The sequence below is a fragment of the Saccharothrix obliqua genome, from assembly GCF_019375475.1.
GTDB classification, from domain to species: domain Bacteria; phylum Actinomycetota; class Actinomycetes; order Mycobacteriales; family Pseudonocardiaceae; genus Actinosynnema; species Actinosynnema obliqua.
Genome location: NZ_JAHXGQ010000003.1, coordinates 443,856 through 463,275 on the forward strand (window position 1 = coordinate 443,856; position 19,420 = coordinate 463,275).

Annotated in this window: 6 protein-coding genes and 2 pseudogenes; 4 read left to right on the plus strand and 4 right to left on the minus strand. The window is 68.9% G+C overall.

Going from position 1 to position 19,420, the window contains the following annotated elements; translation table 11 throughout:
- Positions 1 to 14 precede the first annotated feature (14 nt).
- The 4 genes and pseudogenes from KZQ38_RS11795 to KZQ38_RS11810 all read left to right on the plus strand — a co-directional run.
- Positions 15 to 10,052: pseudogene (locus KZQ38_RS11795) on the plus strand (SDR family NAD(P)-dependent oxidoreductase); the annotation flags it as partial.
- A pseudogene (locus KZQ38_RS11800) lies at positions 10,048 to 13,308 on the plus strand (type I polyketide synthase); the annotation flags it as partial. The pseudogenes KZQ38_RS11795 and KZQ38_RS11800, both read left to right, overlap by 5 nt.
- Entirely contained in the window at positions 13,281 to 14,201 is a 921-nt protein-coding gene (locus KZQ38_RS11805; RefSeq protein ID WP_219441131.1) for a TIGR03621 family F420-dependent LLM class oxidoreductase, read from the plus strand. The pseudogene KZQ38_RS11800 and the gene KZQ38_RS11805, both read left to right, overlap by 28 nt.
- A 136-nt stretch (positions 14,202 to 14,337) precedes the next feature.
- The gene (locus KZQ38_RS11810; protein WP_219441133.1) at positions 14,338 to 15,420 is read left to right on the plus strand and encodes an acyltransferase family protein; all 1,083 of its coding nucleotides are present in this window, start codon (positions 14,338 to 14,340) and stop codon (positions 15,418 to 15,420) included.
- A gap of 50 nt (positions 15,421 to 15,470) precedes the next feature.
- Here KZQ38_RS11810 and KZQ38_RS11815 read toward each other — a convergent pair whose 3' ends face one another.
- Genes KZQ38_RS11815 through KZQ38_RS11830 form a run of 4 tightly spaced genes read right to left on the minus strand, consistent with a single transcriptional unit; the run spans position 15,471 to position 19,347 of the window.
- Entirely contained in the window at positions 15,471 to 16,538 is a 1,068-nt protein-coding gene (locus KZQ38_RS11815) for an alpha/beta fold hydrolase (RefSeq protein WP_219441135.1), read from the minus strand.
- 14 nt (positions 16,539 to 16,552) lie between these two features.
- Complete coding sequence (locus KZQ38_RS11820) at positions 16,553 to 17,323, minus strand: 2-oxo acid dehydrogenase subunit E2 (protein WP_219441137.1); 771 nt, start codon at positions 17,321 to 17,323, stop codon at positions 16,553 to 16,555.
- Between the two features lie 18 nt (positions 17,324 to 17,341).
- Positions 17,342 to 17,563, minus strand: coding sequence for an acyl carrier protein (locus KZQ38_RS11825; protein ID WP_219441139.1), 222 nt, complete (start codon positions 17,561 to 17,563; stop codon positions 17,342 to 17,344).
- Between the two features lie 8 nt (positions 17,564 to 17,571).
- Complete coding sequence (locus KZQ38_RS11830; protein ID WP_219441141.1) at positions 17,572 to 19,347, minus strand: HAD-IIIC family phosphatase; 1,776 nt, start codon at positions 19,345 to 19,347, stop codon at positions 17,572 to 17,574.
- Positions 19,348 to 19,420: the final 73 nt, after the last annotated feature.

Consider the following 19,420-nt stretch of genomic DNA (forward strand, 5'->3'; position numbering starts at 1 on the left):
GCATGAGCAACGAGGCGAAGCTGCGCGACTACCTCAAGCGGGTCACCGCGGACTTGCGACGAACGCGCGACCGGCTCGACGGCTTGGAGTCCGCGCGGCGAGAGCCGATCGCCATCGTCGGTGTCGGATGCCGCTACCCCGGTGGAGTCGCCTCCGCCGACGACCTGTGGCGGTTGGTGGCCGGCGGGGCCGACGCGATCACCCCCTTCCCGACGAACCGCGGTTGGGATCTCGACGCGCTTTACGATCCCGACCCAGACCACGCCGGCACCTCCTACGCCCGGCATGGCGGGTTCCTGCACGACGCAGACCGCTTCGACGCGGAATTCTTCGGCATGAGCCCGCGCGAGGCATTGGCCACCGACCCGCAGCAGCGGCTGCTGCTCCAGGTGGTGTGGGAAGCACTGGAGGATGCAGGCATTGCCCCGGACGTGGTACGGGGCAGCGACACCGGCGTGTTCACAGGCGTCATGTACAACGACTACGCCAGCCGGCTCAGGCCTGTTCCCGAGGAGTATGAGGGCTACCTGGGCAGCGGCAGCGCGGGCAGCATCGCCTCCGGTCGAATCTCATATGTCTTCGGGTTCGGCGGACCGGCGATCACAGTCGACACGGCCTGCTCCTCATCACTCGTCGCGCTGCACCTCGCCGTGCAGTCGCTAAGGCGGGGCGAGTGCGGGCTTGCCGTCGCGGGCGGGGCAACGGTGATGGCTACTCCGAACACCTTCATCGAGTTCAGTAGGCAACGCGGCCTATCCCCGGACGGCCGGTGCAAGGCGTTCGGGGAGGGCGCCGACGGCACCGGCTGGGCTGAGGGCGTCGGTGTAGTGCTGCTGGAACGACTCTCCGACGCGCTGGCGAACGGGCATGACGTACTCGCAGTCGTGCGCGGCAGCGCGGTGAACCAGGACGGCACCAGCAGCAGGCTCACCGCGCCGAACGGATCTGCGCAGGAGCAGGTCATCCGCGCCGCGCTAGACCAGGCCGGCCTCGAGCCCGCCGATGTCGACGTCGTGGAGGCGCACGGCACCGGGACCCGGCTGGGGGACCCGGTCGAGGCGAACGCTGTTCTAGGCACCTACGGTCGCGCGCATACGGCGGAGCAACCGGTGCTGCTGGGCTCGATCAAGTCGAACATCGGGCACACCCAGGCCGCCGCCGGGATCGCAGGTGTGATCAAGGTGGCTATGGCGATGCGCCACGGCGTTCTCCCTCGCACCTTGTACGCCGACACACCCACGAGCGCGGTCGACTGGTCGTCCGGCACGGTCGTCGTGGCCAGCCACGACACCCCTTGGCCGCGAACCGGCGGGCCCCGCCGGGCCGGCGTGTCGTCATTCGGTATCAGTGGGACCAATGCCCACGTCGTTCTGGAAGAAGCACCAACCCACGAAGAGGCGGAGGATTCAGCCCGATGCGGGCCCGTAGCCTGGCTCTTGTCGGCGAAGTCCGCCCCCGCGCTGCGCCGGCAAGCCGTCCGCCTGGCCCAACATGTAACGGCAAACCCGCACCTTCCGCCGGAGGGAGTCGCTTGGTCGCTGGCGACGAGCCGGGCGCGGCTGGAGCACCGCGCGGTCGTCGTCGGCGAATCGCTGATGGACTTGACCCGCGAACTCGCCGTTCTGGCCGCCAACGACCCCGGTGGCCAGGTCATCACCGGTGTGGCGGGCGAACGGGGTAGGCCGGTCTTCGTCTTCCCCGGCCAGGGTGCGCAATGGGCGGGGATGGCTGCCCAGTTGCTGGACGAGTCCGAGGTGTTCGCGACCCGAGTGCGTGAGTGCGCCACCGCTCTTGCCCCGCACCTGGACTGGTCCTTGGAAGACGTGCTGCGCCGCACACCAGGCGCGCCGTCACTGGACCGGGTCGACGTCGTACAGCCGGCGCTGTTCGCGGTGATGGTGTCGCTGGCAGCGGTTTGGGAAGCCGCAGGGGTTCAGCCTGCCGCTGTCGTCGGACATTCACAGGGCGAGATCGCCGCCGCCTGCGTCGCGGGGGTGCTGTCACTGCCAGACGCGGCCCGGGTGGTGGCCCTCCGCGCTCGCGCACTGCGTTCGCTGTCCGGCAAGGGCGGGATGGCCTCTATCGCCGAACCCGCCGACCGGGTGCGGGAACGCATTGCCGGAACCGGGGTCGCGTTGGCTGCAGTCAACGGTCCCCGGGCCACGGTCGTCGCGGGCGAACCGGATGAACTGGTCGCACTGGTCGCGGCGTGCGAGGCCGAAGGTGTTCGGGCGCGAGTGCTGCCGGTCGACTACGCCTCGCACTCGGGCCAGGTCGAAGCGTTGCGCTCCCGGATACTCGCGGATTTGGTATCCATCTCGCCTCGACCGGTTGAGGCGGTGTACCAGTCGAGCCTCCTCGCGGGGGCGGTCGCCGACACCACGGCGCTGGATGCCGACTACTGGTATCGCAACCTCCGTGAACCAGTCCGCTTCGCCGACGCGATCCGCGATCTGCTCGGCCGTGGTTTCCGCACCTTCGTCGAGCTGAGCCCTCACCCGGTGCTGACCAGGGCGGCCCTCGACGTCGCAGCGGAGGGGAATGTGGCCGGCACGGTCGCTGTCGGCTCGCTGCGCCGCGACCGCGGCGGGCTGGCTCAGTTCCTCACGTCCGTCGCGGAGTACGAAGTCGAAGGCGGCCGAGTCGACTGGACCGCGTTGTTGCCCGGACCGCTCGCCCGGATCCCACTGCCCACTTACGCCTTCGCCGACGACCCCTACTGGCTGGACGTCCCCGCCCTGCCCGGCGACGTGCTGGCCCTGGGACAGGCTCAAACCGATCACCCACTGCTCGCTGCCGTCGTGGAGACCTCCGAGGATGTGGTTTTCACCGGCAGGCTAACCCCCGTTGACCACCGCTGGCTCGTCGATCACCGCAGGCACAACCGTGTGGTCATGCCCGCCACCGCCTGGCTCGACATAGCCCTGCACGCGGGGGCCCGCACCGAGGCGCCGAGAATCGAGGAGTTGGTGTTGACGGCGCCGTTGGTGTTCGACAACGACTCCCCGGTGCTGCTTCGAGTGACCGTCGCGGCACCGGACACGGGCGGCAGGCGGCGGCTCGGTATCCAGACCAAGGCGGATGGCGGAGACTGGACTGAGCACGCGACAGGTGTCGTCGGACCGTCCCAGCACATCACGACTGTGATCCCACCGATGCCCACCGATGTCGTCGAATACCACTTGGATGGCATCGAGGATGCGCTCGCCGTCGCGAGACGTGACCCGGGCGCGGCATTCCGCGGTTTGTCATGGGCACGAGGAGTGGATGGGCAATTCTGGACCGAGGCCGCGCTGCCCCAACCTGACGACGCAGGGCGGCACCCGCTGCACCCCGCGCTACTCGATGCGTTGCTGCGCCCACTGCTCGTCGGTCAGGGGTCCGTGCTTGAACCGCAGGCCTGGGCCGGCGTCGAACTGTTCGCCGCCGGAGCTCCGGCGGCGTTAGCCCACGCGACCTCTCTGGGACCAGACACCTACGGTGTCTGCTTGGCCGACGTGGACGGTAATCCGATCGCCTCGGTTGAAGCCGTGCGGCTCGCCTCATCCCCTGAGGAGCACAGGGCCATCCTTGCCCTGGAGTGGGCCCCCCGCACGCTTGACGCCGCCGACGGGGGTCCGTACGTGGTCGTGCCGGTTCCAGACGAGGGCTCTGACGCAGTCGGCGCGGACACCATCGCGGAGTTTGTGCGCACCACGCTGGCAGCGCACGCAGCAGCGCACCCCGATGGCGGTCCCCGGCTGGTGTTCCGCACGACCGGGGCGGTATCGACAGGCGTCGGGGACCGGCTATCCGCGCCGGCGCAGGCCGCTGCCTGGGCGCTGGCTCGCGCACACCAGGCCGGGGTGATCGACGTTGACGCCGAGTCCGAGCCGTTGCTCGGCGCCGCCCTCGCGACTGGGGAGCCGGAACTGGCGTTGCGCTCCGGCGTCGCGCTGGTCCCACGGTTGGCGATGCGCTCCGTGCCCGCGACGGACTTGCCGAGCGGGGAAGTCGTGCTGGTAGTCGGCGACCCGGATTTGGCCGACCGGTTGCGCGAGCGGATCACGACAGTGGTGGCGGTGGACGCCGCGCAGGCCCTCGTCGACGCCGAGAATTTGGTTTCCGAGGTCGGCACCGTCGTCATCGCCGCGTCCGGACCGACCGCAGTGCGCGCCGCAGCAGCCTTGCACCGGTCCACCGACAGCGCCGCGTTCGTCGTCATTACCCGAGCGGCGACCTTCCTCGGCGTGGAAGCGGATGTCGGCTCCGCCGTTCTGGACGCGATCGCGGCAAGCCGTAGCGCCGCGGGTACCTCGGCGGTATCCCTCGCCTTAGGGGCGGTCGACGGTTTCGGAAGCACCAACAACGTCGATGCGTCGCTCGTGCTCGGCGCGGCTCTCAGTGCAGGTAGCGCTCTTGTGACGCCGTGGCTGCCGAAGCCCAGCGACCTGCGCCGGCAGGCGCGCGCCGGTAGGCTCCCAACCTTGCTGAGCGGGCTCGAACCCGTTAGGACGACCTCGCAAGGCTCCTTCGCCGAGCGGCTGGCCGAGTTGCCGGACGGCGCGCGTTTCGGCGCCGTGCTGCGGTTGGTCACCGACGGCATGCGGGGCGTGCTGCACTTGGGCGATTTCGTCGAGATAGCGGTGGACCGCCCCTTCCGCGACTTCGGGTTCGACTCACTCGCTGCGGTCGAGCTGCGCAACCGGCTCAGCCGCATGACAGGCCTGGAATTGGCCACCACGCTGGCCTTCGACCACCCGTCCCCATCGGCGCTCGCCCGCCACCTCCTGGAGCGGCTGGCCGGCCTTCCCGAGCAGCGCCGAGTGGTCCCGGCCACGGCGGCGCCCGTCGACGACCCGATCGTCATCGTCGGTCGGGGATGCCGTTATCCGGGTGGCGTCGACTCGCCCGAGGCTTTATGGCGCCTGGTCCGTGACGGGGTCGACGCCGTCACGGAGTTTCCGACCGACCGGGGCTGGGATTTCGACGGGCTGGCCCGGCTGGACGGGACGGGAACTACCCTGTCGACCACACGGTTCGGTGGTTTCCTCGCGGATGCCGCGGGGTTCGATGCGGAGTTCTTCGGTATCAGTCCCCGCGAGGCCGTTGCCACCGACCCGCAACAGCGTCTGCTGCTCGAAGTCGTCTGGGAGGCGCTGGAGAACGCTGGTATCGATCCGAGCGGATTGCGCGGGGCCGATGTAGGTGTCTTCACGGGAACCAGCTCTCAGGACTACAGCAAGCTCGTCGACGCCGCGGGCGACCAAGTGAGGGGATACCTGCTGACCGGCACGTCGGCCAGCATCGTGTCCGGCCGAGTGTCCTATCTCTTCGGCTTCGAGGGGCCCGCTGTGTCCGTGGACACGGCGTGTTCGTCGTCGTTGGTGGCTTTGCACTTGGCGGTGCGCTCGTTGCGGTCGGGGGAGTGCTCGCTCGCGCTCGCGGGCGGTGTGACGGTGATGTCGACTCCCACGGGCTTCGTCGAGTTCAGCAAGCAGGGTGGGTTGTCTGTTGACGGGCGTTGTAGGGCGTTTGGTGCGGGTGCGGATGGGACGGGGTGGGCTGAGGGTGTGGGTGTCGTTGTTCTGGAGCGATTGTCGGATGCGCGTCGGTTGGGTCATGAGGTGTTGGCGGTGGTGCGTGGTTCGGCGGTGAATTCCGATGGTGCGTCGAATGGGTTGACGGCGCCGAGTGGTGTGGCGCAGGAGCGGGTGATCCGGTCGGCGTTGGTGGATGCGGGTTTGTCGGTGTCGGACGTGGATGTGGTGGAGGCGCACGGTACGGGGACGAGGTTGGGTGATCCGATCGAGGCGGGTGCGTTGTTGGCGACCTATGGTCGGCGTGATGGTGTGCCGTTGTTGTTGGGTTCGTTGAAGTCGAATATCGGGCATGCGCAGGCGGCGGCCGGGGTCGGTGGTGTGATCAAGATGGTCGAGGCGCTGCGTCATGGTGTCGTCCCGCCTACTTTGCACGCTGTTGAGCCTTCTCCGCATGTGGACTGGGCTTCGGGTGCGGTGGAGTTGGTGCGCACGGTCACGGACTGGCCGGTCACAGGGCGTCCGCGCCGTGCTGCCGTGTCGTCCTTCGGCATGAGTGGCACCAATGCCCACGTCGTACTCGAGCAGGCACCGGACATGGACGCGGCATCGGTTATCCAATCCGACCGGCTCGTCGCGTGGGCGTTGTCCGGTCGCACCGCCGAAGCGTTGCGAGCCCAGGCCGCGCGGCTCGCCGAGCGGGTCGCAGAGCCCGGTTCCGGTTCCGCGGCCGACATCGCGCGCTCGCTGGCCACCACGCGGTCCGCCTTCAGGCATCGAGCCGTGGTCGTCGGCGACCTGCGGGGCGGCCTTGCTGTACTGGCCGCCGGTGAACATGCTCCCGACGTGATCACCGGGGTAGCCGGAGTCCGCCGCGTCGGGCTGGTGTTCGCAGGACAGGGGGCGCAGCGGCGTGGGATGGGCAGTGAGTTGTCGGTCTTCCCGGATTTCGCGGACGCGCTGGACGAGGTTTGCGCGGTGGCCGACGACTTACTCGGCATCTCACTGCGCGAGGTGCTGGCGGGTCAGTCCGGAGACCTGGTCAGGACTCGATTCGCCCAGATCGCGTTGTTCGCCCACGGGTTCAGTGTCTGCCGGCTGCTGCTGTCAAGCGGCGTGACCCCCGAGGTGCTCATAGGGCATTCGGTCGGGGAGGTTGTGGCGGCGTGCGTGTCCGGAGTGCTTTCACTGCCAGACGCGGTGCGGCTGGTCATCGCTCGGGGCGCGCTCATGGATGAGCTCCCGGAGGGCGGCGCGATGCTCGCGGTCGCCGCTGGGATCAACACGGTCGAGCCGCTGTTGTCGGCGGAACTCGGCATCGCCGCTGTCAACTCACCTCACGCCGTGGTGCTTTCCGGCTCAGCCGAGGAGGTGCGGCGCGCCTCCGAGACTCTCACGGCCCAAGATGTGCGAGTACGACTACTGGAGGTCTCGCACGCCTTCCACTCGCACCTCATGACACCTGCCTTGGCCGGACTGGCGCGCGTCGCAAGCTCGATGACCGTGGGCACACCCGCCATACCGGTTATCTCGACGTCGATCGGATCCATCGCTGAGCCCGGCGAGTTCGGTACCGCTGACTACTGGTGCGATCAGGCCCGCAGCCCGGTTCGCTTCGGTGATGCCGTCGCTGCGGCCCGGGATCTTGGAGTGGACACCTTTTTCGATCTGAGCCCGGACGGGTCGTTGACAGGGCTCATCGAGGCCAACCTCGACGAGGCGGCACTTGTCCTGCCGATTGGCCACCGGACGCGACCCGAATTGCCCGCCTTCTTGCGCGCCGCCGCGCGGGCGCACGTGGCGGGGGCTTTGCCTGACCGGACCGTCTTCGGCGACGGGAATCGGGTCCCACTGCCCACCTACCCATTCGAGCACCGGCGCTACTGGCTCGACCCCGATCCGCGGAGGGAAGAACCCGGCGTGACCGGGCTGCTGTCCGCTCGTCACCCCGTGCTCACCGCTGCCGTGCCGCTGGTAGTGGGCGGTGGCTGGCTGTGTACGGGGATACTCACCCGGCAAGCTCTGCCTGTCGGGCACACCGGTCCGGTACCTGCGGCGGTGCTGGCCGACCTGGTGCTGGAGGCGGCGACCCGAGCCGGGCATGCAGAGGTCGTGGAGCTCGTCGAGGTCGCGCCGCTATGGCTCCCCGACGGGCACTCCTTGCGCATCCAGGTTTCTGTGCAGGCCGCCGGAGCGGACGGGCTGGCCGCCGTCCGCATTGACGCCCAACCCATACGCGATGAGTCTGATGCGGCGTGGACCACCTACGCCACAGGCCTGTTGGCGGCAGGTAGTCCCGCACCGCAGCACGGCGTCGGACGCCCGCGTGGGGCCACCGAGGAGGGCATCGACCTTGATGTCGAGCTGAGTGACCCGGAGACTGCCGACCGCCACGCCCTGCACCCTGAATTCCTGTTGGCGGTCGAGCGCGCACTCGACGAGACGGAACCGGACCGGCGAGTCGTCGGCTATCGAGGACTCAGCCTGCACGCCACTGGGATGGCGGCGCTGCGAATGCGGTTGGAGCCATTGGACGCTGACAACCTCACGCTGGAATGCACCGACGCCACCGGAGCTCCAGTGCTGTCCGCCACGCTGCGCCTCGGCATCCGGACGGCTACCAGCGAGCACAACACGCGCGTCGGCTCGCTGCACGCGGTGACCTGGTTCCCGGTCGCCCCCGGCGTCGCCGAGGTCCGACCCGTGCTCGTCGGCCCGGATCCACTGGGCCTCGCCGAGCGCTGCGCGGCCCGCTTCGCCACCCCTGCCGAGCTGGCCAACTCCGGTGTACGTCCGGACTATGCGCTGATCGGGTTCGCATCCTCCGGCGACCCAGTGGCCGACGCACACAGCGCACTGACCGGACTTCTTCGTACAGTGCGGTACTGGCTCGACGATGACCGGCTTTCCGGCACGAAACTCGTAGTGGTTAGCCGCGACGCCGCACCGGGCTCGGACGGAGCCACCGCCCCCGACGCCGGGCATGCCTCGCTTTGGGGTTTTCTGCGGTCCGCACAGTCCGAGCACCCCGATCGGTTCGTCCTGCTCGACATCGACGACCTGACCGAATCGGCCGACGTGCTGGCGGGTGCCCTCGCCACAGGGGAGCCACAGTTACGCGTCCGAGCGGGTCGGCTCAGCGTGCCTCGACTGAGTGCACTACCCCCGGCATCAGCCGGTGAAACGCTGGACATCGACCCTCAGGACACTGTGCTCGTCACGGGTGGTGTCGGCGGAATCGGCAGTGCGCTCGCCCACCACCTTGTGGTCAGACACGGTGTACGGCAGTTGCTGCTGACCAGTCGTAGCGGTCCGGATGCCCCAGGCGCAGCTGCGTTGGTCGAGTCACTGGAGGCACTGGGTGCCCAGGTGCTGGTGCGGTCCTGTGACGTCGCGGACCTCGACCAGGTCGAGTCGCTTATCGCGGAGATCCCTGCGGCGCACCCGTTGCGGGCGGTGTTCCACCTCGCGGGTGTGGTCGACGACGGGATGCTCGCCGCGCTCACTCCGGCGCGGCTGTCCAGGGTACTTCGTCCGAAGGTCGACGGCGCGTGGAACTTGCACCGGGCGGCGGGTGATGTGGCGGCGTTCGTGCTGTTCTCCTCAGTATCGGCGGCCATCGGTGGCCCAGGTCAGGCCAACTATGCGGCCGCCAATGCCTTTCTCGAAGGACTCGCCGCGCACCGGCAGGCTCTGGGGCTTCCCGGGATCGCCCTGGCCTGGGGGCGATGGGCCGACACCGGGGGTATGACCGGCGTCCTCGATGCCGCTGGCTCGGCCAGGCTGGACCGCAGCGGCTTGCTGCCGATGGATCGGGACACTGCCATGGCGCTCCTCGACCGGACCCTTACCTCCAACGCGGCCGTGCTGATGCCGGCGGCGTTCGGCCTACGTACTTTGCGTGAGCAGGCCGATGTCGGGACTCTCCCAGCCGTCCTGCGTGGTCTGGTGGGCACGCGACTGCGCACGGCCGCGCGCACCGTCGGGACCGCGGGCGGATTCGCCGAGCGGCTGCGAGCCGCAGAGCCGTCCGATCGCCCCAGGCTGGTGCTCGACCTGGTTCGCGCGGAGGTGGCCAGGATCCTCGACCTGCCCGACATAGGAGCGGTGGACCTGCACGCGCAGTTCCGGACCCTAGGGTTCGACTCGCTGACCGCCATTGAGTTCCGCAATGCGTTGCGCGCGGCCATCGGGCTCGACCTGCCTGCCTCCCTGGTGTTCGATCACCCGACTCCGGTCGACGTCGTCGCACTGGTGCTCGACCGGCTCGGCCGCCCGCGGGTGGAAGCCACCCGTCTGCGCAACCTCGACGATGCGCTCGCCGCCGCCGACGATGACGCGGAGCTGAGAGTGCGGTTCACCGGCCGGTTACAAGCAGCGCTCGCCCGCTGGTGGGCGGCCGACATACCGGAGCGCGACAACGTTCGCACCCGGCTCAACGACGCAGGAGTGGACGAACTGCTCGCCTTCATCGATCACGACCTCGGCCGGTCAACCAAACCTGACACCACGGAGGTCACGCATGTCGACTGACGAGAAGCTGGTCGAGTACCTGAAATGGGTCAGTGCCGAATTGCACCGGGCCAAGAGCGAACTGGACGCGCGTCACGAACCGGTGGCGATCGTGGGCATGGGTTGCCGCTACCCCGGCTCGATCGCCTCTCCCGACGACCTGTGGCGAGTGGTGGAGAACGGTGTCGACGCCATCTCTGAGTTCCCGACCAACCGGGGCTGGGACACCGACGCGCTCTACCATCCGGACCCGGCGCACGAGGGCACGACCTACACACGGCATGGTGGTTTCCTGCACGACGCAGGTGCCTTCGACGCCGCCTTCTTCGGTGTGGGGCCGAACGAGGCGCTGGCGATCGACCCGCAGCAGCGGCTGCTTCTGGAAGTCAGCTGGGAAGCGCTCGAACGCGCGGGCATACCGCCGCGATCGCTCAAGGGCACTGATACGGGAATCTTCACGGGCATGTCCTGGCAGAACTACGCTCCCCGCGCACACGAGGCGCCGCGGGAGGTCTCCGGGCACCTCATCACAGGGAACGCGACCAGCGTGGCTTCCGGGCGTATCGCCTACCTGCTGGGGCTGCGCGGCCCTGCCTTGACGGTCGACACCGCCTGCTCGTCATCGCTGGTCGCCATGCACTTGGCGGTGCGGTCGCTGCGCTCGGGAGAGTGCTCACTTGCGGTGGCGGGTGGCGCGGCCGTCGTAGCAACACCCGAGGTGTTTGTCGAGTTCAGCCGTCAGGGTGGGCTGTCGGTCGACGGTCGCTGCCGTGCGTTCGGCGCGGACGCGGCGGGCACTGGATGGGGGGAAGGCGTGGGGGTCGTGGTGCTGGAGCGCCTCTCTGACGCCTGTAGGTTCGGTCACCCGGTGCTGGCGGTGGTGCGCGGCTCAGCGGTCAACCAGGATGGCGCATCCAACGGCCTCACCGCGCCGAATGGCCCGGCGCAGGAGCGAGTCATCCGCGCAGCTCTGGCCGATGCCGGCCTCACCACGTCAGATGTCGAGGTAGTCGAGGGGCATGGCACCGGCACGAGGCTTGGCGACCCGATTGAGGCGCAGGCGCTTCTCACCACCTACGGCCAGCGCGACGGTGACGCGGTGCTCCTCGGTTCCCTGAAGTCCAACATCGGTCACTCTCAGGCGGCGGCGGGTGTCGGTGGTGTGATCAAAATGGTCGAGGCGATGCGTCGCGGCGTCGTCCCCGCGACGCTGCACGCCGAGGTCGAGTCCCCGCACGTCGACTGGTCGGCGGGCAAGGTGACCCTGGTCCGGCGGACCACGCCTTGGCCGGACACGGGCCGGGTACGGCGCGCCGCGGTGTCGTCGTTCGGCATCAGCGGCACCAACGCCCACCTCGTGCTGGAAGGCGCTCCGGAGGAGGAATCCGCCGAGGAATCCGTGTCCCCCCAGGACGGGCCGGTACCCTGGGTGCTCTCCGCCGCTGACACCGCTGGCCTGCGTGGGCAGGCCCGCCGCCTAGCGGCCTGGGTGCGCGCGGGCGCCCAGGGTTCTGTGGCCGACATCGCCTACTCGCTCGCCACCACAAGGTCCGCGCTGGCGCATCGCGGCATCGTGGTCGGCCGTGACCGTACGCGCCTGTTGGCCGGTCTGGAAGCCCTCGCCGAGGGGGCCGTAGGGTCCGCAGCGGTGTCGGGTGAGCCCAGGCCCGGTGGACGGATCGCGTTCCTGTTCTCCGGGCAGGGAAGTCAGCGCGTGGGGATGGGCCGTGAGTTGGCCGCAGCGTTTCCGGTGTTCACCGAAGCGCTCACCGCGGTGTGCGAGCCGTTCGACCGGGTGCTGGGGCGGTCGTTGCGCGAGGTCGTAGAGACCGACGCCACGCTGCTCGCCGACACCCGGTACACGCAGGCGGCCGTGTTCGCCTTCGAGGTGGCGCTTTACCGCCTGGTGACTTCCCTTGGCGTGGTCCCGGACGTGGTCGTGGGTCACTCCATCGGCGAACTCGCCGCCGCCCATGTTGCCGGAGTGTTCGACGCCGACGGCGCGGCGGCACTTGTCCTCGCCCGCGGTCGCTTGATGAGCAACCTCTCGACGGCTGGTGCGATGGTCGCCATCGAGGCGACCGAGCGGCAGGTGGCGCGTTCGCTCAGGGACGAGGACGAACCGATCGCCATCGCCGCCGTCAACACCGAGAACTCTGTGGTCATCTCTGGTGCGGCAGGTGCCGTCGCGCGGGTCGAGCAGCGGTGGCGGGCGGCGGGACGCCGGACCCGAGCGCTGCGGGTCTCCCACGCTTTCCATTCTCCCCTGGTGGAACCGGTGGTCGCCGAGTTCACCGCCGTCGCCCAGGGCGTCGCGTCGGCCGCGCCGACCATCCCTTTGATCTCCACTGTGACCGGTGCTCTCGTCGGTTCGGAAGAGATCCGCGATCCGGCGTACTGGGGACGCCAGATCCGCGAGCCCGTCCGCTTTCACGACGCGGTGAGAGCCGCGGGCGGCCTGGGCGTGACCCGGTACCTGGAGATTGGTGCCGATGCTGTCCTCATTCCGATGGTCCAGTCCATCGTCGAGAGTGACGCCGTCGCCGTCGCCGCACAGGCCCGCGACCGGGACGAGCCCACGACCCTCCTGACCGCGCTGGGTGTCCTGTTCGCAGCGGGGCTTGAGGTCGATTGGGCTGCGGCGATCCAAGGTGGTGGCCGCGTGGAACTGCCCACTTACGCCTTCCAACATCGCGATTATTGGATACCGGTGTGCGGGAACGCAGGCGAGTCACCCGCCGTGTCCCGGTTGCGCCGCTTGGTGGCCGGGGGCGACGCCGTGGCCGTGGCCGCGGAGCTCGGCGTCGAGGGCCATGCCGCCGTCGACAGCCTCGAAGCGCTCCTGCCGGCGCTGTCGGCATGGTTCGAGCGCACCGTCGCCACCGCGCCGCCCCTGCCCGCGCAAGTGGAAAACGTTGACCTTCCGGCTGTGGTCGAGCGGTTGTCGTCGGTGCCCCCCGACGAGCGCAAACCGGCGCTGGTGGACCTGATTCGGCGGCACGTGGCCGACGTGCTCGGTCACGTTGGTCCGACGTCAATCTCCCCGCACGACAACCTTCTCGAAATCGGGCTGTCCTCCTTCGCCGCGCTCGAGGTGCGCAACCGCTTGACCGCGATCACCGGGGTGCAATTGCCCGCCGCTCTCGTCCTGGAGTACCCGACCCCGGCCGTGCTCGCCGACCACCTGCTCGAACGGCTGCTGACCACGGGCGGGGTACAGCCGGAACCCGGCCACAAAGGAGAGAACACATGCCCCGTCCCTTCCGCTTCGGCGTAAGCATGGCGCTGACCGGCGATCGAGCCCACTGGGTTGCCAAGTGCTGCCGAGCAGAGCACCTCGGCTTCGACGTCATCTCGGTCCCGGATCATCTCGGCATGCCCGCCCCCTTCCCGTCGCTGATGCTCGCCGCGTCGGTGACCGAGCGCATCGGCATCGGCACCTACGTGCTCAACACCGGCTTCCACAATCCGATGCTGCTGACGAGGGACGCTTTCGCCGTCGACGAGTTCAGCGGCGGGCGCCTGGAGATCGGGCTCGGTGCCGGGTACGACGCCGCCGAGGTCGAACGGGCCGGTCTGCCGTGGTTGTCCCCACGACAGCGGGTCGACCGCCTCACCGAGTTCGTCGACACCCTGCGCGCCCACGGCGCCGATGAGTCGACGTCGCCCCGCCCTATCCGACCCGGTGGTCCCCGGCTGGTGGTCGCGGGTTCCGGCGACCGGGTGCTCCGCCTGGCGGCCGAGCGCGCCGACGTGGTCGCCTTCAGTGGCGTCAAACCTGCCCCGTCCGGGTTTTCCGACAGCTCCGTCGTGGGCGCGGTGGCCAGCCCGTACAGCATTGCCGAGGCAGAAGTGGTCGACGAGCGCGTCGCCTACGTCCGTGAGTGCGCTGCAGGCCGTACCGAAGAGCCCGAGTTGAACATCGTGCTCCAGAGCGTGGTGCGTACCAATGACCGGAAGGCCACCGCCGAGGAGTTGCGCGGTGGTTCGGAGCTCACGCTCAACCAGTTGCTGGAGGCGCCGACGTTGCTGTTCGGCACCACGGAGGAGATGGCCGAGCAACTGGTGACCAACCGCGCGCGGTTCGGCATCAGCTATGTCACCGTCATCGAGCCCGTCATGGAGGTGTTCGCAGAGGTGATCGGCCTGCTGCGCGCGGAACGGCTTTAGGCGCCTTCACCAGACTCGTATGGTTGTCGCAGCTGGGTGGCTGCGGCAGGACTGTGTCGGGCGAACACACAGGAGAGCCATGACGTCCACAAGGGAGCGGACCGCCGCACCGAGCCGATTGGACACGCTCACCGGCATGCGATTCCTTGCCGCATTGGCTGTCGTCCTGTGCCACCTGTGGGTTGAGGTGGCGCTGGACGGCTCCGGTCATGTCCCGGCTCCCGCCTACTTCGGTGGGTGGGTCGGTGTCGGCTTCTTCTTCGTGCTCAGCGGTTTCGTGCTGGCCTGGTCGGCGCGCCCGCACGACACCGTGATTGGCTTCTGGCGGCGCAGGCTGGTCAAGATCTACCCGAATCACCTGGTCACCTGGGCCGCAGCTCTGATTCTCGCGCTTGTTGTCGGTCAACGGGCGACCGTAGAACGGACCGTGCCCAGTCTGTTCCTCCTGCACGGGTTCTGGCCAGATCTCGACGTGGTCACCTCGATCAACGTGCCGAGTTGGTCGTTGAGCTGCGAGTTGGCCTTCTATCTCGCGTTCCCGCTGCTGCACCGGGCTGTCGCTCGGATCCGGGGGCGTTGGCTCGGCTGGTTCGTCGGGGCGATCGCGGTCGCCGTGGTCGGTGCGGCAGTGTTCGCCCAAACACTGCTCGGCTTGGGTACGTCCATGGCCGATCTGTCGATGACCGAGGCACAGAACTGGTTCACCTACGCGTTCCCACCGGTGCGCACCCTGGACTTCCTCCTTGGCATCGTCCTTGCCCGGATGGTTCGTGAGGAAAGGTTGCCCCGGTTGCCCCTCCCTGCGGCCGTGGGTGGCTTGGCAGTAGGCGTTGTAGCGCAGTCGGCGTTGTTCCCGACGGTCTTCGCCATGGTCGCCCCGATGGTGTTGCCCGTGGCCGCGGTGATCGTTGCGGGCGCCTGGGCGGACGTAAACGACGTGCGGTCGCCGCTGAGCAGGCCCCTGGCTGTCAAGCTCGGCGAGGTGTCGTTCGCACTGTACCTGGTGCACTTTCCAGTGTTCCACTTCGGACACGTCCTGCTCGGCCAAGGCGGGATGGCCTGGCCGGTGCGAGGCATCGTGGTCGGCACCGCGATGTTCGTGGCGTCGTTGGGCCTGGCCTGGCTGCTGCACCACTACGTTGAGCAACCCGCCATGCGCAGGTGGGGTCGCTCGACGTCGGCCTCAAGGCGGCGGTCGGCTCCAGTCGACGAAGGCTGAAGCGACCGGTGGCCGCGGCCCAAGGGCCGGGGCCACCGGTGGCTGAGTGGTCAGGTGCGCGAGAACACCCGCTTGACACGCGAGGCGGCGAGGGCGCGGGCCAAGCGGAGCCGGTCAACGGTGAAGGCGCGGCGCATACGCAGCACGGACAGCAGTGACCACAACCGCGTCTCAGTGGCATGCCCGGGTGAGCCGTGCACGTCGTCGTGCCAGAGCAGTCGGGAGCGGCGAACCTGACGGGCAACCAGGCGGGGATCGGCACCTGGGATGACCTCATCGCGGGTGCTGGCGACGTAGGCGACCGGCACGCGTACGGCGGCCAATTCGTCGTCGTCCAAGGCCCACCCGCCCAAATCCGACCACGGTCGGCCGGTCAGGTGGGCCAGCGTGGTACGGGTGATCGCGGGCAGCTCTGCGTGCCAGTCCGCATCCGTGAAGAAATGTCGAACCGGGGCACCCACTGTGACGATCCCGCGCAGACGCGGCTCGGATGAGGCGGCGCTCAGCGCCAAGTGGCCGCCGAAGCTCAACGCGACCAGGTAGGTCTCGGTGACGTCCACGCGGTCGGCGAGCTGGTCGAGCAACGAGGTGAACAGAGCCGGCGCCGTCTCGTCGTAGGGCAGGGTGTTCTCGCCGACGCCAGGAAGCTCGGTCACCACACCGGCGAAGCCGAGCCGGTCCAGTTCGACGAGGATCGGTGCCCACTGCTCCTTGACACTGACGATCCCGCCGAGCAGCACCACCAGTGGACGGCGGTCCGCTGCGGACAGCCCGCTCGCCCACGCCCCGAGGCTGCCGCGGGACAGGTGCAGGTCCAGCCGTTCGACCAGCGGAACGGTCCGCCGCCACGCGTCGAACACCTCCACGGTTCGTTGTTGTGCACGCTGCCGCGCCGGCCCGTCGACGAAAGGGAATCGGGCCATGGTGAACAGCCCGCTCGCCTGGAGCAGATCACCCGCCTCCGCGGCGGCATCGGCGGCGGCCGACCACCGGACCGCCCACGACCCGGGATGCCCATCCGTGTCGGAAGTGATCGAGTCCAGCAGGGGTTGATAGGCGGCGGAGGGTATCCGCTGCGCCTCGGCGTGGGCGCGGGCGAACCGCTTGAGCTCGTCCAAGGGGATCCTCGCGCTCACCGCGTTGTCCGCTCGTCAGTCCCGAACGCCTCCAAGCCCTGTTTGACCTCGGTCAGCACGTCGGCAGCCTCGGCCCCGTCGATCACCCGGTGGTCGAACGCCAGGCTGAGCCGCACCACCGGCGCGGCCGTGATGCGGCCGTCCACCACGACCGGGCGCTGTCGCACGCGCCCGAGACCGAAAGTCACCGTGGTGCCACCGACCGAGTGGAAACCGTCGACGTCTCGGTGTCCGAGCGAGGTGACCGCGAAGGTGCCGGTGATCAGTGGTCGCAGCGCCAACGAGCGGGCCGTGTGGCGGAACCGCAGCCTGCCGCGCAGCGGGGAAGCGGCGTGCAGCGCGCGCACCCCGGCGAAGGCCGGTGATCGCGCCGGGTCGCCCTGCCGGGCGTGGTCCAGCCCGGCCTGGGCCTCGGAGAGGTCGGTCGAGTGCACGTCATGCAGCACCACGGCCAACACGACCCGATTGCCGTTCAGCTCGCTGTCCAGCGTCACCTTGGCATGGGCGAATGAGTACCGCGCCACCCTGAGGCGCAGCCGCCCGGTGACGGCGGCGTTGGCATCGGGGTGGCGGACGAGCACCCGGCCCGCGGTGTGCGCGAGGTAGGTGACCAGGGAAATCTTGGTCTCCCTGGTGGCGGCCTGGTGAGCGAGCACCGCGGACATACCCACCTCGGTGTCGAGGAAGACGGGAGAGAAGGACCGGATCTGCTCCAGGAAGTACAGCGTGTGCCTGCGTTCTCGGGCCATCGGCTGCCCGACTGCCATGACGCGCTCCTTCGAGATTCAGCGGACGGCGAGGTGGTAGATGCTTGCCAGGGTCGGCGCGGTCAGCACCTCGGGGAGCGACAGCTCCCGACCCGTGCGGCGCTCCAGCAGGGTGCACAGGCTCAACAGGTGCACCGAGTCCCAGCCCGCGACGTCCCGCAGCTCCAGGTCCACATCGGTGTCGGAGAGGTAGAGCCCCAAATCGTCGCGGAGAATGCGGAGGAACTCGTCGATGAGCATGGTTCACCTCACAGGGTATCGGTGAGCGTGACGTGCGCGGGCGGGGCGATGATGTCCGCCAGATCGTGAAGGAATCGGACGGATTCGGACCCCGGGACGCGGGTGAAGCCCGACCGGGAGTAGAAGGTGGCGACTCTGCCGTTCTTGGCTGTCGCCCGGTACTCGCCGGTGACGGCCACCGCCCCGGATTCCCGCGCGTGCCGCAAGATTGCGCTGATGGCGGCCTGCTCTACACCACGTGAGAACACCCTGCAGCTCAGCAAAAAGTTGTCCAAGTGCAGCGTATCACCGTCACGGCGGCCGAACACGACCCCGACGATCCCATTGTCTCCGAACCGGTCGGAGCACTCGATGGTCAGGACGAGGCCGTCCGGTGTCGCCGCCAGCGCGGCAACATCAGCTACCTGCATGCGCTGGCCGGTCATGTTGAACTGGTTGGTGCGCAACGTGATCTGAGAGATCCGGCTCAGCTGGTCGCCGCGCGCGCGGCCAACCGCGACCCGCACGCCGAGTTCGGCGAGGTAGTCCGCCAGCGATTCGAAGCTGTCCAAGAAGTCTTGGCGCACCAGTTCCGCCCGGTACCTTGCCGTGCGCGACCGGTCTTCCGTGGTCAGCTCGCGGGTGTCGAACCACCCGTCCCGCAGCAGTGTCTCCACATGGCGTGCCGGATCGCCGCCCACGTGTACCACCGCGACTTCGGGGAGTTCGGAGCGGATCAGGGCGCACTCGTAAGGGCTGTCGTCCACGAAGACGAAGCCGTCCAGCCCCAGGTTCAGATCGGCCGCCAGGTCGCGCAGGTTGTCGTGCTTGGGATGCCAGTTGGTCACCAGCCGCACCAGGTCGTCCTCGCGCAGCGTCGCGTCGGGCCTGGCCAGCGCCGCCCGCGCCGGACCCGGGTCGTTCTTGCTCACCGCGGCGATCAGGACACCCTGCGCGGCGAGTTGGCGTACGGTTTGCTGATACGCGCGGAACGCCTCGCCGACCGGCGTGTGCGCCATCTCGACGGCCTCGGGTCCGTCGTCGCCGACCACCCCACCCCAGAGCGTGTTGTCGAGGTCGGTGACCAGTACCTTCCGGGTGCGGCCGACGACGGAGCGGGCTAAGTGCCCGACCTCGTGGGCATAGGCGGCTTGGAGCGCAGGGGACAGGTGCACACCTGCGTATACGTCCATTCTCGGCTCGACGGCGGGCACCCCTTCGGCCAGCAGTGGGTCGCTGTCGAGCACGACCACGCCCGGTCGGTCCACACCGAACCGCAGTAACGCGGCGTTGGCTTCGCGCCACACCGCCCCCAACTCGGCGCGCGAACGGTGATCGACGAGTGCTGCGGTCCGTGACCTGGGGAGGGGCACGGTGTTGAGGACGAGAGTGCTCGAGGACCGCTTGGTGAATGAGTCCACCAGTCCGGACAGCAGACGGAGCTTTCGCTCCCATACCCGCTGCACGTCCTGCGGCGTCCAGGGCACGGCCACTTCGTCGAAGACCACCGCGGGGTCGAGCAGGCACAGCACCAAGTGGTGCCCGCCGGCGTACAACTCGCTGCTGGGATCGGACAGGTCGAACACGTAGCCGTCGAACCCGCCGACCATTACTCGCGCCACGATCCCGTGCCGGGCGAACTGGCCGGTCAATGCCGGCACCGTGGCAGCGAGCGTGCCGTGCCCGGTCACCGCGACCGACACCGATGGTGTGTCCGGGTGGACGGCGAGCACGGCTACCGGGTCGACTCCAGCCAGCAGCCTGCCTGCTGTCATCACGTCGTCGCCGCTCAGGCCGTCGAGCAAGCCGGCTACCTCGGGGTACCGCTCTACTACAGCACCCTTTTGGTGCAGTTCGCGCAGTCGGGCCAACGGGTCC